The following is a 15,443-nucleotide window of genomic DNA, read 5'->3' as shown; positions in this document are numbered from 1 at the left end:
TAAAGGACGCGCTTCGCGTATGACCGAAATCGTGAGCTTGACGCCCGCAGTTGCGCTCGCGCTTTGTGCCTGCGTTGCGATCGGCCGCGACGTGAAACGCGCGGCCCGCTACCGCGAGAAAGTGAGCGAGCTGCTGCGGTTCGATCCGCTGACCGGCTTGCCTAATCGCACGCTGCTGCGCGAGCGGCTCGAGGCAGCCTTGGCGAGCGCCGCGCGAGACGAGCGCCAGGTCGGGCTGATCCAGCTCGGTCTCGACGGCTTTCGCGACGTCAACGACGTGCTTGGCCACGCGTGCGGCGACCGCCTGCTCGCCGTCGTGGCGAAGCGCCTCGTGCGCGGCATGTCGCCGGGCGACACGGTCGCGCGCCTGGCGGCCGACGAATTTGCGATCGTCGTTTCGTTCGCGGACGAGGACTTCGACCTGGCGTTCGTTGCGAGCCGCTTTCTCGTCGCGCTCTCGGGGCCGATCGTCATCGACAGGCGAGAGGTCTTCGTCACCGCGAGCATCGGCGTGGCGCGCTACCCCAAGGACGCGCGCGAAGCGTCCGAATTGCTGCGCTTTGCCGACGCGGCGATGCTGTCGGCAAAAAAGCGCGGCGGCAATCGCTTCTGCTTTCATGACGTACAAGCGGCGCGCGCGGCAGCCGAACGCATGGAACTGGGCCATGCGCTGCGCGCGGCGCGCGAGCAGGGGGAACTGGCGCTCTTGTTCCAACCGGTTGTCGGTTTGCCGGATGGGCGCTTGCTCGGCGCGGAGGCGCTGCTGCGCTGGGATCATCCGACGCGCGGCCGGCTCGCGCCCGATCAGTTCATCGGCGTGGCCGAGGCGAACGGCACCATCGTCGAGATCGGCGAGTGGGTGCTCGTAGCGGCATGCGAGTATGCGGTGCGCTGGAACGCGCGCTCGACAGCGGCGTTGCGCGTGTCGGTGAACGTGTCGGCACGTCAGTTCGTCATGAACGAATTCGCGCAGACGGTGCGCGTGGCGCTGACGTCGACCGGCTGCGCGCCGCAGTGGCTCACGGTCGAAATTACCGAAAGCCTGCTGCTCGAAGACAACTTCCAGGTCCGCCGCACGCTCGAGGACTTGAGCCGCTTGGGCGTGGCGATCGCGATCGACGATTTCGGCACGGGCTATTCGGCGATGAGCTACCTCGGCAAGTTTCCGATCGACATCCTGAAGATCGACCGATCATTCGTGCGCGATCTCGAAGCCGATGCGAAGATGCTCGCGCTCGTCAAGGCGATCATTTCGGTGGCGGGGGCGCTGTCGCTCGACGTCGTCGCGGAAGGGATCGAGACGAAGGCGCAGGCCGATGCGCTCGCGGCTCTCGGTTGCGGCAAGGCGCAAGGCTACTGGTTCGGCCGGCCGATGCCGGCTGCGAGCTTCGATCAGCGCTTGGAGATGGCGCTGCATTGATGGTTGCGTGCGCAACCATCTGCGGCCATCCGGGTCGCTCCGGGGCTTCGCGTTGTCGCGCGTCGACGAGAGCGTATGTGTCGCGGCGCCCCGCTATCCGAATGCGATGTCAGGGTTTCCTGATACGAGGTTCAGTCAAGCGCCGGGGCATTTTCCGGCGTTCCTGACTTTGCGGCGCCCATTGCGCGGCTAAGATGCAATCGTCAAGCGGGCACGCTTGCAGCGATTCCCGATTTTCGTCTTTCCCCTCGCTTTCTCGTTCGAATTCGCCCCGGCGGCAAGGAGCGCTAAATGAACTTCGGCGATACGCTTGATTCGATTCGCGAGATCAATTTCTTGTACTTGTCGGTGGCGCAGCGGCTGCTGCAAGCGGACAGGGCAGCGGGAATCGCGTGCTTCGGGCTATCGCCGGAGGCAGCGGACGTGATCGGCGCGCTGACGCTGGCCCAGCTCACGCGGCTCTCGGCTTCGTCGCAGATCCTTTGCGCTTTCGGGCAGCGCAGTTGCGCGATCCTCGCGATGCTCGCGCATGATGGCCGCAACGCTCGCGATATCAGCGGGCCAGCGGAAGTGGCGGCGAACGTACCGCTGCCCGTCGCATCCTGACCTTTCATCGAGCTTCCCGCCGCGAGTTTTCCCCCGTGTCACACGGCTTTTTATTGGCGGGCGTAACCTTCTCCGTTTTGCGTTCACTCGCAGCGGCATTTAGGGCCTGTTTTTAGCGTGAAGAGGTCCTAAGCGCGTATGCTTCATGAAGCATGGTTCGCGCCGTTCGCCGCGGGTGGCGGAGCGGGCGCGCGAGTGAGCAGCCGATGAACGAAGTCCCGAAGACATCGATAGCGCACGCTATCCAGGACGAGCTGGAGCGCCAGAATGCTGCGCTGCGGGAAGACCGCGAGCAGCTCCAGCGGCTCGTCGCGCAGCGCACGGAAAACCTGAGCCTGATGAGCTTCGCGCTCAGCCAGGTACGCGAGGCCGTCTACCTGATCGCCGAGGACGCGCGCTTCGTCTACGTGAACGAGGAAGCGTGCCGCGCGCTCGGCTACAGCCTCGACGAGCTGCTGCAGATGACCGTCATGGATATCGACCCTGGCTGGGACAAGCAACGATGGGACGAATCCTGGCGCGAGCTGCGCGGCCCGGGCCCGCATGTCATCGAGAGCACGCATCGCCGCAAGGACGGCAGCACGTTTCCCGTTGAAATCCGCGCCAACTACTTCGAATACCGCGACAAGCGATACGATCTCGCGCTCGTCTCCGACGTCACGGAGCGCCGCGATGCGCAGGACCGCCTGCACGCGAGCGAACAGGCGTTTCGCGCGGTCGTCGAGCATGCCCCCGACTACATCGCCCGCTACGACCTCGGGTTCCGCCGCGTCTACGTCAATCCAGCGCTGCTCGCGCTGATGCAGTTGCCGTCGAGCGAAGTGCTCGGCACCACGCCTTTGGAGCTGTCGTCGTTCGTCGATGCGGAGCAATACCTCGCGTGGCTGCGCCAGGTGGCCGAAACCGGTCGAGAAGTCACCGACGAAGTGCGCTTGCGCGATGCGTCGGGCCAGATCCGCTGGGGACACATGCGGATCGTTCCCGAGTTCGCGCCGGACGGCAGCGTCGCCGGCATACTCGCGATCAGCCGCGACATTGACGAGTTGAAGCGCAGCGAGCAACTGTTTCGCACGCTCGCGGAGAACTTCCCGGACGTCATCGCGCGCTTTGACAGCGAGTGCCGGCACATCTACGCCAATCCCGCTGTCGCTCGTGCGTTCGGCGTGCCGCAGGAGGCGTTCGTCGGCAAGCGGCCAAGCGAGGTCGCGCCGGCGACCGTGCAAGGGCAAAACGAGCGTCTCGAAGCGGGCATCCGGCGCGCGTTCGCCGAAGGGCGATGGAACGAGGACGAAGCGCGCTGGCAAACGGTGCACGGCTTGCGCATCTTCGAGATCCGCCATATTCCGGAACAAGATGCCGAGGGCAAGGTCGTGAGCGTGCTGGGCGTCGCGCGCGACATCACGCGCTTGCGTGCGATCGAGCAGGAGGCGCGCGACAGCGAGCGCGCGTTCCGCACGCTCGCCGAGAACGCGCCGGACCCGATCATTCGCTACGACCGCGACTGCCGGCGCACCTACGTGAATCCGGAGTTCGAGCGCGTAACCGGAATGCGCGCCGGCGACTTGCTCGGCGAGCAGGCCGGTCACCAGGTGCCGGGCGCGCCGGCCGTGGTGGTGGAGGGCTTTCGGGCACAGGTGAGGGACATTTTCGATACCGGGGTCGCGGCGAAGCTCGAGGTCGTTTGGGCGCGCGATGGGCAGCCGCAGTGCTGGTCCGTGCACGCGGTTCCCGAGTACGGCGCCGACGGCGGGATTCAGAGCGTGCTGACCGTGTGGCGCGATATCACCGAGCGCAAGGAGGGCGAGCAGCGCCTGCGCGAGTCGTATGAGTTGCTGCGGGAATTGGCGTCGCGTCGCGAAACGGCGCGTGAGGAGGAGAGAAAGCGCATCGCGCGGGAGCTGCATGACGAACTGGGCCAGCATTTGACCGCGCTGCGCTTGGGAGCGTCGGCCGTGCGCATGCAGTTCGGCCACGACAATCCGGCGCTGGCCGAACATATGCAGACGATGCTCGCGCTGACTGACGAAACCATGCAGGTCGTGCGCGACGTGGTCGCGTCGCTGCGTCCCGCCGTGCTCGACGCGGGCATCGGGGCGGCGCTCGAATGGCTCGCCGCGGAGTTTTCGCGCAATGCGCGCATGCCGTGCCGCTTGTGCGCGCCGCAGACAGGCGTCGTGCTTTCGGAGGAGCGCGCCACGGCGCTCTTTCGCATCGTGCAAGAGGCGCTGACCAACGTCGCGAGGCACGCCGACGCGACCGAGGTTTGCATCACGCTCGAACGCAGAGGCGGCGACTGCTTCCTCGAAGTGCGCGACGACGGCCGCGGCTTCGATCCTGACGCGACCCATCGAAAGTCGTTCGGGCTCGCCGGCATGAAGGAGCGGGTGCTGATGCTCGGCGGGGAGATCGCGGTCGTCAGTTCGCCGAATCGGGGCACGGCGATCAACGTGCGGGTGCCGGTGGCCGTGCCGCTTTGAGGGCGGGCGCGGCCATCTCGCTTGGCGTTTATGCCGTGTCGTTCAAGCCAAGCATGGACATCGATTCGCCACGGTCGTGTCAGGTTTCGGTTTGGCCCGGAGGAAGAAACCGTTCGGAAACGAACTGCTCGGAGGGCAGGCCAGCTTCTGTTGCCGCGTCTTCGCAGGCTCGAATCAGCATCGGAGGCCCGCAGACATAGAGATCGGGTTGAACAGGCGCCTCAGCCAACGCATGACGCAAAGCATCGGCCGGCGTGCCGGTGAACCCGTTCCATGTCGCTTCCGGCCGCCAAACGCACAGCTCGACCTCCAGTTGCGGCAGCTCGCGTTTGATTTGCTCGATGTCATCCAGTGCGAAAAGCTCGCTTTCCCGATTGACGCCGAAAAAAAGGCGCGCCTCCTGCAACTCCTGATATTCGGCCATCCGGCGCAGCATCGACAGCATCGGCGAGACGCCCGTGCCGCCGGCCACGAACCAGCGAGGACGCAAACTGCCTTCCTGGATGCCGAATCCGCCCATCGCGCCGCGCACCATGAGCCGGCCGCCCGGCGTAGCGCGCTCGCGCAGGAAAGTCGAAAAAACGCCGTTCGGCTGGAGACGAATCAAGAATTCGAGCTTGCCTTCCCAATTGCTTGTATTGGCCAACGAATAGGCTCTGCGCGCCTCGCTGCCGGGCACTTCCAATTCCATGAATTGGCCCGGTTCGAATTCCGCAGCGTTACCGTTGTCGGCGTCGGCTTCCAGTCGGAGTTCGAGTCTGACGGTGTTCTCGGCGAGGGGTTCGAGTGCGACGATCTCGGCAACGCGGCGAGGCACGGGATGAAAAAGGATCTTTGCGTGATCGTAGGGCAGGTCGATGCCGAGGTCGCTGCACGGGGTGGTCCGGCACATCAGAATGCCGTTGGGCGAGTGGGCCGGCAGCGCGTCGGGATTGTGCCGGCCCACCGTATAGTCGCCGCTGGACACGCTTGCATGACAGGCACCGCAACTGCCTTGCCGGCATTGCGAGGGGAGTGTGATGTCGGCCTCAGCGGCGGCGGTAAGGAGGTCTTGATCGGGTGCGCAGTCGAAGCTCAAATGCTGACTGTCCCGCGTGGTGAGTTGGATACGAAAGGTCATGGCCTCGAGCCTGTAAAGCCGGGACCGTACAGGCTCCCGGCGTTGCGTTGAAGGTAGGCAGGTCAGGCGACCTTTCTCGACAGCGCCGCGTCGAGATCCGCTTGCGCGTCACCGATGGGCTGAATGCCGAATTTCTCGACGAGCACGTTGAGCAGGTTAGGCGTCAGGAATGCCGGCAGTGTCGGACCCAGGCGGATGTTCTTGATATTCAAGGCGAGCAGAGTCAGGAGCACCGCCGCAGCCTTTTGCTCGAACCAGGAAATCACGAGGGAAAGCGGCAAGTCGTTCACCCCGCACTCGAACGCTTGCGCGAGCGCGGTGGCGATCCGGATGGCGGAATACGCGTCGTTGCATTGTCCGAGATCGAGCAGGCGCGGGATGCCGCCGATGTCGCCGAATTCATGCTGATTGAACCGGTACTTGTTGCAGCCCAACGTCATGACCACCGTATCTTGCGGGGCCTTTTCGGCGAATTCGGTGTAGTAGTTGCGGCCCGGCGCCGCGCCGTCGCAGCCGCCGATCAGGAAGAAATGGCGGATCGCGCCGGACTTGACCGCGTCGATGACTTGGTCGGCGACGCCAAGGACGGCATGGCGGCCGAATCCGATTGTGATCGTTTTCTCCGGGGCGTCTTCCTTGAATCCAGGCAGCGCCTGTGCCGCCTGAATCAGGATCGAGAAATCATGGTTTTCCAAGTGACGCACGCCTGGCCAGCCGACCGGCCCGGTCGTGAAGATGCGTTGGCGATATTGCGGCCTCGGCTCGATGATGCAATTGGACGTCATCAGGATAGGGCCGGGGAAATTCGCAAAGTCAGTTTGCTGATCCTGCCATGCGCCGCCGTAATTGCCGGCGAGGTGCGGATAGGCCTTGAGCACCGGATAAGCATGCGCCGGCAACATTTCTCCGTGCGTATAGATCTGGATGCCCGTGCCGGCGGTTTGTTCGAGCAGCGCCTGCAGGTCGCCCAGATCGTGGCCCGAAACCAGAATCGCTTTGCCCTTGACCGGGCTGACGCGCACCGGTGTGGGTTGCTGAGCGCCGAATCTGCCGGTATTGGCGTCGTCGAGCATCTCCATGACTTGGAGATTGAGGGAGCCGAGATTCAGTGCCTGTGCGAGCAGGGCTTCGACATCGACCGGGTCCGTCGCGAGAAAATCCAACGCCTGCTCGATACCGGCATAGACGTCGTCGCGCTCTTTGCCCAGCATCCGCGCATGGTGGGCGTAGGCGCAAACGCCTTTCAAGCCGTAGATGATCAGCGCGCGCAAGCCAATGATGTCCTCGCCCACGTTTTCGATGCCCGCCTTGATGCCGACCTCACGCGCTTGTGCCAGCAGCCCGTTGAGGTCGGATGCGGGCTGCCATGCCGCGGGTCCGTCCAAGACGCAGGCGACCTTGCCCTGACCGCCGGAGGCGTGTTCACAAGCCTCGCGGACTTGGTCGCGAATGTTGGCGGCTTCCTGCAACAGGGGAACGAAACGGCCGGCGTTGAAGTTCACATTGGTCAGCGTCGTGAACATGCCGTAGAGAATGAATCTTTCGGCTTCGCGGCTTGCCGTATTCAAGTCACGCGCGAGCCGATTGTATTGAGCGACGCCCTTGAGTGCATAGACAAGCAAATCCTGAAGATCGGCCGTTGTCGCGTCCTTGCCGCAATTGCCTTTTGCGGAGGCGCAGCCCGGCTGTACGCCGGTCCGATCGGTTTGTTCACATTGGTAGCAAAACACGAATTGTTCCCTTTCTCGAACGGTCGTTGGTGGCGCGCCAATGCCGGCCAATGAGGCGGGTGGGGTGCACGGGCGCTGTGGATGGCATCCGCTTCGGCTTTAAGATGCATGCGAAGAGAATGTTTATAGGATGCCTGTGTGGCGACGATGCGCAGTGATTTAGATCAACAGTCATGCGACGGCGTGAAATCCCGCGTCGGCATAGACCGTCGAGCCGGTGAGCGTGCGCCCGGCATCGCTGGCAAGCAGTGCGGCGACACGTCCGATCTCATCGATCGTGACGAGGTGATGCGCCGGCGTGCGTTCGCGCACGTCGTCGAGCAACGCGTCGAAATGCTCGATGCCCGAGGCCGCGCGTGTCTTGACGGGACCCGTCGAGATCGCGTGAACGTGAATGTTGCGTGCGGCGAGATCGGCGGCCAGATATCGCACGCTCGATTCGAGTGCGGCCTTGACGGGACCCATCACGTTGTAATTCGACACGACGCGCTCGGCCCCGTAAAAGCTCACCGTCATCAGGCTGCCGCCCGCGCTCATTAGCGGCAGCGCGAGCTTCGCCATGCGGATGAACGAATGGCACGACACGTTCATCGCCAGTGAAAACCCGTCTGCCGAACAGTCGACGAGACTCGCATGCAAATCCTCGCGGGGCGCGAAGGCGATCGAGTGGAGAAGGAAGTCGAGGCGCCCCCAATCTTCAGCGATGCGCGCGAATACGGCTTCGAGCTCGCCGGGGCGGGTGACGTCGCAAGGCAGCACGATGGGCGCTTCGAGCGCCTCGGCGACCGGCCGCACGAACGGTTCCGCGCGCTCGTTCAGGTAGGTGACGGCAAGCTCGGCGCCGGCGTCGCGAAAGTGCCGTGCGCAACCGGTGGCGATGCTGTCCTGATTGGCGATGCCGATGACCAGGCCGCGTTTGCCTGCGAGATCGATGACTGCGTTCATGTGGAGTGTTCCTCGCGATGCAGGGTGCGAAAAGTGGAGAGGGCCTCGCGCGCGATCACTTGCTCTTCGTCGGTGGGAAGGACGAGAACGGTCGCGCGGCTCGCGGCGCTGCTGATCACGCGCGCGTTGCCGGCGTTCGATTGCGCATCGAGTTCGATACCCAGCCACGCGAGGCGCTCGCAGACCGCCGCGCGGATTTCAGGCTGGTGTTCGCCGATGCCGGCCGTAAAGACCAGCGCGTCGAGCCCGCCGAGCGTCGTCGCCAGCCGGGCGACTTCGCCTGCGATGCGAAAGGCGAACAGGTCGAGCGCTTCGCGTGCTTGCGGCAGCGGACTTGCCAGCAATTCCCGGCTGTCCGCGCTGAGGCCCGAGACGCCCAGCAAACCGGATTGGTGATACAGGATGTCCTCGACCTCCGAGAGGCTGCGTCCTCGCTGTTCGAGAAGGTGCAGCACGACGCCCGCATCGAGCGCGCCGCATCGCGTTGCCATGGGGATGCCGTCGAGCGTCGAGAACCCCATGCTGCTGTCGCGGCTGACGCCCGCATCGAGCGCGCACAGGCTCGCGCCGCTGCCGAGGTGCGCGACGACGGCCTTGCCTTTTGCGAGCGTGGGGAACAGCTGGGCAAGCTGCGAAGCAATGAACTGATAGGACAGGCCGTGAAAGCCGTAGCGCTTGATGCCCTCGTCAAAAAAGCGGCTGGGAATCGCGAAGCGCTGGACGACATCGGCCTGGCTGCGATGAAACGCGGTATCGAACGACGCCGACTGCAGCAAATGTGGCCGCAGCGCGCGAATCGCGCGAATGAGCCGCAGGCTTTGCGGCTGGTGCAGCGGGGCTAGCGGAACGAGCGCATCGATGGCCGCGATGGCTTGATCGTCGATGGCGACGGGCCCCGCGAATCGGTCGCCGCCATGCACCACGCGATGTCCGACCGATACGAAGTCCTTCAACGAAAAATGCGCGGCGAACCAGTTGAGGGTTTCGTCGATCACCTCGTGCAGATCTTCGGTGACGGGCGCGTTGAGCGGAACCCTGACCGTCTCGCCGCCGTTGGAAAGGTCGAGCGCGAGCGGATTGAGGCGAAAATCGATCTTGCCGGTCCCGATGCGCACAGGTTCTTGCCCCGTCACGCGGAACAAACCGAACTTGATCGTCGAAGAGCCCGGATTGAGAGTCAGCAGCAGCGGATCGCTCATGATCGGAAAGCGCCTTGACTGGTGCGTTCGGCGACCAGCTTCGCGAGCGCGGCGGATGCGAGCCGCACGCGCAGCGAATCGGCGCGGCTCGTCAGAATGATCGGCAGGCGGGCGCCGAGCACGAGCCCGGCGGCGTCTGCGCCCGCGAAGAGCATCAACTGCTTGGCGAGCATGTTGCCCGCTTCGAGATCGGGCACGAGCAGGATGTCCGCCTGGCCCGCGACCGGCGAGACGATGCCTTTGGTCTTCGCCGCAGCGAGGCTCACGGCGTTGTCGAAGGCGAGCGGACCGTCGACGAGGCCGCCCGTGATTTGTCCGCGCGCGGCCATCACGGTGAGCGCCGCCGCATCGAGCGTCGACGGCATGTTGGCGTTGACGGTTTCCACGGCGGCGAGCGCAGCGACGTGCGGTTCGTCGACGCCCATCACGCGCAGGAAATCGATCGCGTTCTGGCAGATGTCGCGCTTGTGTTCGAGCGTCGGCGCGATGTTGATCGCGGCATCGGTGACGACGAGCGGCTTCGAATAGGCGGGGATGTCCATCGCATAGACGTGGCTGATGCGGCGCGCGGTACGCAACCCCGATGCCGGAGCGACCACGGCGGCGAGCAATTCGTCGGTATGCAAGCTGCCTTTCATGAGCGCGGCGACTTTGCCAGCCGCACCGAGCTCGACCGCGCGTGCGGCAGCCGCATGACTGTGTTCGACCGCTTCGATCGCGATGCCGTCGAGGCTGACTCCGGCGGCTTCGGCAGCCGCGCGAATCTTCGCTTCGGGCCCGATCAGCAGCGGGTCGAGGAGGTTCTCGTCACGCGCTTCAATGGCAGCCTGGATCGCCTCGGGTGAACACGGATGCACGATCGCCGTGCGCAGGGCGGGCTGGATGCGTGCGTCGCGGATGAACGCCTCGTAGCGATCGTGATGCCGTACCGCGACTTCCGGCTTCGGCATGCGCGGCCAGACGATCGGGCTCGCGGGGGCGATCACCGTTGCGGTTCCGCACAGCACGGTCTCGCCTTTTTGATTCGTGCAGCAGGTATCGAGCAGCACGATGCGTTTTTGCGGCTGCTTTTCCTTGACGGTTACGGTCGCGGTAATCGTGTCGCCCGGCGCGACGGGGCGCCGGAACGCCAGGGTCTGATCGAGATAGATCGTGCCGGGGCCGGGCAGCTGGGTGCCGAGCACCGCGGAGATCAGCGCGCCGGTCCACATGCCGTGCACGATGATGTGCCCGAACATGTCCTGCGCGGCGAACGCGGCGTCGAGGTGGGCCGGATTGACATCGCCGGATACGGCGGCAAACAGATCGATGTCGTCCCGCCCCGCGGTGCGCACGAGCGAAGCCGATTCGCCGATCGTCAGTTCGTCGAACGGGCGGTTGTGCAGAAGGGTGTCGTTCATGATTTCGTCACTTTTGGAAGACATAGGTGCCCGGCGCGTCGGCGAGGATCGGCGTGTCCGCCTCGGGCAGGCCGATGTGCGGCGGCGCGACTCGCTTTGCCGCGCCACGCGCATGGAGCCATTCGCTCCATGCGGGCCACCAGGACCCGTCCCGCTGCTCGGCGGCCGCGACCCACTCGTCGGGACCGATGCTCATGTCGGCCGCCGCAGTGGTCTTGATCCGGAATTGGCGATGCGGATGCCCGGGTTCGCTCACGATGCCCGCGTTGTGGCCGCCGCTCGTCAGCACGAAGGTGACGTCGGTATCGGAGAGGTAGTGGATCTTGTAGACCGAGCGCCACGGCGCGATGTGGTCGCGTTCCGTGCCGACGACGAACATCGGAGCCCGGATATTGCGCAGCGAGATCGGGTGGCCGTCGACCTCATACCGCGCGCACGCGAGGTCGTTGTCGAGAAAGAGCTTGCGCAGATACTCCGAGTGCATCCGGTAGGGCATGCGCGTCGGATCGGCGTTCCACGCCATCAGGTCGATCATCGGCGAGCGTTCGCCGAGCAAGTAGTCGTGCACGACGCGAGACCAGATCAAGTCGTTCGATTGCAGCAGCTGAAACGAGCCCGCCATCTGGTTCGCGCCGAGATAGCCGCGCTCCCACATCATGCTCTCGAGAAAATAGACCTGGCTGTCGTCGATGAACAACTGCAATTCGCCCGGCTCGGTGAAATCCGTTTGCGCGGCGAAGAGCGTCACCGAGGCGAGCCGCTCGTCCTTGGCGTTCGCCATCGCGGCCGCGGCCACGGCGAGTAGCGTGCCGCCGAGACAGTAACCGGTCGCGTGAATCTTCTGGTTGGGCACGATGCGCGAGATCGCATCGAGCGCAGCCATGACGCCGAGGTTGCGATAGTCGTCGAAGCCGAGATCGCGGTCGTCTTCGTCGACGTTGCGCCACGAGATGCAAAAGACGGTATGGCCTTGATCGACCAGATAGCGGATCAGCGAATTGTGCGGCGACAGATCGAGGATGTAGTACTTCATGATCCACGCGGGCACGATGAGCACGGGCTCGGCCGCGACTTTCTCGGTCGTGGGCCGATATTGGATCAGTTCGATCAGGTGATTGCGGAACACGACGCTGCCCGGCGTGGCGGCGAGGTCGACGCCGACTCGAAAGCGCTCGGTGCCGACGGGCGGCTTGCCGGCCGCGATGCGCGAGGCGTCTTCGAGCGCGTGCTGGGCGCCTTGCGCGAGATTGATGCCGGCCGTGGCCACCGTGCGTTGCAAGACCTCGGGGTTGGTCAGCGCGAAGTTGGTGGGCGCAAAGACGTCGAGCCATTGCCGCGCGCCGAAGGACACCACGTCTTCATGATGGCGGGTCGTGCCCGGCATCCCGTGCGTCGCGGCACTCCACCATTGCTCGGTCAGCAGGAACGCTTGCTGCCACAACTGAAAGGGCTCGATTTGCCAGGCAGCCGCGCGGAAACGGTCGTCGCCGGGCAGCGCCTGCGTGACCGGCGGCACGCCGGCGCCAAGCAGCGCACCTTGCCCGTACTCGAACAACTGCCCGGCGTTGCGCGTGGCAAGCGCCGCGAGTTCCATTTGCTTGCCGGGAGCGGCAAGCAAATGAAGGAACCAATCGGCAAACGCAAGCGAGAGCGCGGCGGGCGAAAGCCCGCCGGTCGCCCGCGCGATCCATGCCTCTTTCGCATGATCGAGCGAACGGAACGGACTGGCGGGCAGGCGTCCCGGCATCGGCTCGGCGGTCGCACGATCGTCGGCGGGCTCGGGTTTCAGGCGAGTATCCATCTGACTTCCTTCGAATCGAATTGGGCTAGATCGATGACCGCGCTAACGACGAATGCGGATCGTCTCGCTGTGAAGCGGCATCGGCATGGACGGGCTCCAGGCGTGTCGCGCCGCGACTGATTCGCAATGCGCCGGACCTCGAAAGCACTCTACACACGCATCAGCCAGTGATTCTGATTTGCGTCAATTGCGGTAGGTAATTAATGGCTAGGCGTTTCATCAAATCGTCAAATTTCCGGTTGCGCTTGCCGTCGCCGAACCCGTCGGACCGATGCGCGACATGCCAATGCGCAAGCAAACTGCGCGAGCCAGCAACGAAAGCGCGGACGATTGACGCTCGTCAATTCGTCGTGCGCATCGCTTGCCAACATCGTGCATAAGCAGCGCCTCTTTCCGGCGCCGCACTTTCGGCAGTCCCCGGAACACGACAAGACATGAAGCTCTTCCTGCCAGCGACGATCGCGTTCGTTTCGCTCTCAGTGCTTGCGGGCTGCGCGACGCAAGCTCAGCTCGACGCGTTTCGGCAATCCGAAATCGCGCTTCAAGAAGCGCGGCAGCAAGCGTTTGTCGAGTGTTCGACGGAACCGCAATGCTCGCGTGTCTGGATGCTCGCGCGACACTACGTGGAAGCGCGCTCGGCGACGGGAATCCGCCGCGCCGACGACAGCGTCATCGAGGCGGCGGCACCGCATACGTTCGGCGTGGCCTACTTCCGGGCCGAGAAGGAGGCCGGGGACGGCGTATCGATCATCCATCTGAGAGGCATGTGCCGCGGCATGTACAGCAGCGATGGCGGACCCGGATGGATGTACGCGTCGTGTGCCGAACAGATTCGTGAAGCCGAAATGCAGTTTCGCGGCTTCATTGACGAGGCCCAATGAAGTCCGGCGGCGGTGCGGAAAAATCGTGCTCGACGCCGCGCATTCGCGTGGCCTCCACGCTGCGCACCGGCGTCGCCTTGCGCTCGATTGACCCATATCAAACGCCAAATCGCGCGACCGAGGAACATGAAGTCTCGGATTCGAGCGATGTTCATCCTTAGGCACGCAACGGAAGGGCAGTGCGAAGTGTCGACACTGTCCATCGATGTTCTCGCGCCATCGAGACGATACGTTTGTGGAGGTGGTGTATGGGGGTGGGCATGCAAATCGTATACCTCGGGTTTGCGGGGGCGGCACGCATCGAAGCCGAGGCCGGTGCGCAACTCGTGCGCCTCGAGCGGTTTTCCCGGCGCCTCAGTGATTGCCACCTGGCCATCGAAGCGATGCGCGGCGCGGGCGGCGTCACTTACGACGCGCGGCTCGATCTGATCACGCGTCCAGGCGAGCTGGTTCCGCTGCCGCATTTCATGAGCGAGGATCCGGAAGCCGCGGTGCGGGCGGTATTCGATGCCGCGGAACGGGAGATGGAACGCCGGGCGGCCGGGTCGAGAAACTGACGAGGGCGGCTGGGACGCCGCTCATCGATCGAGCGTGGCGCCGCTTCCCACGCATTTGCGGGTCATGCCGCTTCGTCGTCCGCAAAGATGCCGAATTCGGGTTTTGTACTTTGCTCGTCGATACATTGCACATGCCAATGGCCGGGCTCGCCACTGGCTGCATCGAGGGTGCTCCAGTGCGCGCGGCCGGTTTCGCCCTCGAACGGACCGCCCTGCTTGCGAAGCGCCAGTCCTTCGAGCACGCACAGCGGCTTTCCGCCGAATGGCCCGCACACCAGCGTGCGATTCGCCTCCATGCGCAACAGCCCCCACTCCGGCAGCGCAAGGCCCAGGTGGGCCTCGCGCGACCATTTCAGCGACGCGTCGTCGAGCCAGAGAATCGCATACGCACAAGGGTTGATTCGATCGAACGTATCGAGGTGAACGGTGATTCGCATCGCTTCCTCCGAAGACTGATGATGGTGCAGGACAGTGGCGGCGCCCCTGGCGTCATTGGGTCAGAACCCAATCGATGAGCGTGTGCGCGTCCTCGGGCGACAGCGGGCCGCCGCGATCGGCCGGCAGCGGCATCGGCATGTCGCCCCAATGCGCCTTTCCGCCAAGACGCAGCTTCTGTTCGAGCATCTCGCTCGCATTCGGTTTTTCACGGTAGCGGTCCGCGATCTGGCGGAACGATGGCGCGAGAAATGGCGCGTCAATCGTGTGGCAGAACATGCAGTGCTGTTGATCGATGAGGTCGGTGGGCTCCGGCGGTTGTGCGAACGCCGGCGAGGCGAGCCCCGCAGCCAATAGCCAGGCCGTGCCGATCGCTAGTTGTTTTTGCCGCGCATGCATTGCGTCTCTCCAGAAGGGGAACTCTTGGATTGAGTGTAGAGACGCAGCGAGGCTTTCAATTGACGCACGTCAAGTACGGTTCTCGCTTACGAATCACACTATGTACAAGCGATATCCGCGGAAGGTGACAGCCATGCAGATCCAGTTTCCCGACGAGGCGCCGCAGTACCGTGGACCGGACCTCGTGCTCACGTTTCCCGCGCTCGTCGACGGCAGGCGCATCAATTGTTCGATTACCGCCGAAGCCCTCGAGGACCATTTCGGCGCCCAGTCGTCACGCGAGGACGATGTGCTGCGCGCTTTCGAGTGCCATCGGCATAAGATCCACCATGCGGCTTGCAGGCTGCTGTACGAGGTAGGCATGAAGCCCGTGATACTGCACAGCGGCTATTTCCGCTTTTGCGAGGGATAAAAAAACGGCGCGATTGCGCCGTCAAGACCTACCCACAAGCGTTTGCCTAAAAGCGTTTCCC

The 15,443-nt window shown here is 64.3% G+C and carries 15 protein-coding genes; 7 read left to right on the top strand and 8 right to left on the bottom strand.

Annotated features, from left to right (window positions below; all coding sequences use genetic code 11):
- Positions 1 to 19 precede the first annotated feature (19 nt).
- From FAZ95_RS12405 to FAZ95_RS12395, 3 genes are all read left to right on the top strand, one after another.
- Positions 20 to 1,420, top strand: coding sequence for a putative bifunctional diguanylate cyclase/phosphodiesterase (locus tag FAZ95_RS12405; protein WP_137332731.1), 1,401 nt, complete (start codon positions 20 to 22; stop codon positions 1,418 to 1,420).
- 291 nt (positions 1,421 to 1,711) lie between these two features.
- The gene (locus FAZ95_RS12400; protein WP_137332730.1) at positions 1,712 to 2,026 is read left to right on the top strand and encodes a flagellar transcriptional regulator FlhD; all 315 of its coding nucleotides are present in this window, start codon (positions 1,712 to 1,714) and stop codon (positions 2,024 to 2,026) included.
- Positions 2,027 to 2,232: 206 nt separating this feature from the next.
- A complete protein-coding gene (locus FAZ95_RS12395; protein WP_254699686.1) occupies positions 2,233 to 4,503 on the top strand; it encodes a sensor histidine kinase in 2,271 nt (756 codons plus the stop codon).
- 79 nt (positions 4,504 to 4,582) lie between these two features.
- On the opposite strand, the gene FAZ95_RS12390 is transcribed toward FAZ95_RS12395, so the two are convergent.
- The 6 genes from FAZ95_RS12390 to FAZ95_RS12365 form a co-directional block, all read right to left on the bottom strand.
- Complete coding sequence (locus tag FAZ95_RS12390) at positions 4,583 to 5,623, bottom strand: 2Fe-2S iron-sulfur cluster-binding protein (RefSeq protein WP_137332728.1); 1,041 nt, start codon at positions 5,621 to 5,623, stop codon at positions 4,583 to 4,585.
- Positions 5,624 to 5,685: 62 nt separating this feature from the next.
- Entirely contained in the window at positions 5,686 to 7,353 is a 1,668-nt protein-coding gene (gene hcp, locus FAZ95_RS12385; RefSeq protein ID WP_137332727.1) for a hydroxylamine reductase, read from the bottom strand.
- A gap of 171 nt (positions 7,354 to 7,524) precedes the next feature.
- Positions 7,525 to 8,286, bottom strand: a complete 762-nt coding sequence (fabI, locus tag FAZ95_RS12380) for an enoyl-ACP reductase FabI (protein ID WP_217497443.1) — start codon at positions 8,284 to 8,286, stop codon at positions 7,525 to 7,527.
- Positions 8,287 to 8,294: 8 nt separating this feature from the next.
- Positions 8,295 to 9,497 carry an acetate/propionate family kinase gene (locus FAZ95_RS12375; RefSeq protein ID WP_137332725.1) on the bottom strand — a complete coding sequence of 401 codons (1,203 nt, stop codon included), beginning with the start codon at positions 9,495 to 9,497 and terminating at the stop codon, positions 8,295 to 8,297.
- A complete protein-coding gene (locus FAZ95_RS12370) occupies positions 9,494 to 10,897 on the bottom strand; it encodes a bifunctional enoyl-CoA hydratase/phosphate acetyltransferase (RefSeq protein WP_137332724.1) in 1,404 nt (467 codons plus the stop codon). The genes FAZ95_RS12375 and FAZ95_RS12370 overlap by 4 nt, the downstream gene beginning before the upstream one ends.
- 7 nt (positions 10,898 to 10,904) lie before the next feature.
- Positions 10,905 to 12,698 carry a PHA/PHB synthase family protein gene (locus tag FAZ95_RS12365; RefSeq protein WP_137332723.1) on the bottom strand — a complete coding sequence of 598 codons (1,794 nt, stop codon included), beginning with the start codon at positions 12,696 to 12,698 and terminating at the stop codon, positions 10,905 to 10,907.
- A gap of 434 nt (positions 12,699 to 13,132) precedes the next feature.
- On the opposite strand from FAZ95_RS12365, the gene FAZ95_RS12360 reads away from it, so the two are divergent.
- The 3 genes from FAZ95_RS12360 (at position 13,133) to FAZ95_RS12355 (ending at position 14,136) form a co-directional block, all read left to right on the top strand.
- The gene (locus tag FAZ95_RS12360) at positions 13,133 to 13,579 is read left to right on the top strand and encodes a hypothetical protein (RefSeq protein WP_137332722.1); all 447 of its coding nucleotides are present in this window, start codon (positions 13,133 to 13,135) and stop codon (positions 13,577 to 13,579) included.
- A complete protein-coding gene (locus tag FAZ95_RS39280) occupies positions 13,576 to 13,740 on the top strand; it encodes a hypothetical protein (RefSeq protein WP_175425581.1) in 165 nt (54 codons plus the stop codon). Before FAZ95_RS12360 ends, FAZ95_RS39280 begins: the two co-directional genes overlap by 4 nt.
- An 87-nt stretch (positions 13,741 to 13,827) precedes the next feature.
- A complete protein-coding gene (locus FAZ95_RS12355; RefSeq protein ID WP_137332721.1) occupies positions 13,828 to 14,136 on the top strand; it encodes a hypothetical protein in 309 nt (102 codons plus the stop codon).
- Between the two features lie 62 nt (positions 14,137 to 14,198).
- Here the strand turns inward: FAZ95_RS12355 and FAZ95_RS12350 are convergent, their stop codons facing one another.
- Positions 14,199 to 14,573 carry a DUF3564 family protein gene (locus FAZ95_RS12350; RefSeq protein WP_137332720.1) on the bottom strand — a complete coding sequence of 125 codons (375 nt, stop codon included), beginning with the start codon at positions 14,571 to 14,573 and terminating at the stop codon, positions 14,199 to 14,201.
- Between the two features lie 52 nt (positions 14,574 to 14,625).
- Complete coding sequence (locus tag FAZ95_RS12345; protein WP_137332719.1) at positions 14,626 to 14,970, bottom strand: c-type cytochrome; 345 nt, start codon at positions 14,968 to 14,970, stop codon at positions 14,626 to 14,628.
- Between the two features lie 133 nt (positions 14,971 to 15,103).
- On the opposite strand from FAZ95_RS12345, the gene FAZ95_RS12340 reads away from it, so the two are divergent.
- A complete protein-coding gene (locus FAZ95_RS12340) occupies positions 15,104 to 15,382 on the top strand; it encodes a DUF1488 family protein (RefSeq protein WP_137332718.1) in 279 nt (92 codons plus the stop codon).
- Positions 15,383 to 15,443 lie beyond the last annotated feature (61 nt).

It is taken from the genome of Trinickia violacea, from assembly GCF_005280735.1.
Classification (GTDB): Bacteria; Pseudomonadota; Gammaproteobacteria; order Burkholderiales; family Burkholderiaceae; genus Trinickia_A; species Trinickia_A violacea.
This window is presented reverse-complemented; position numbering and strand designations above follow the sequence as displayed.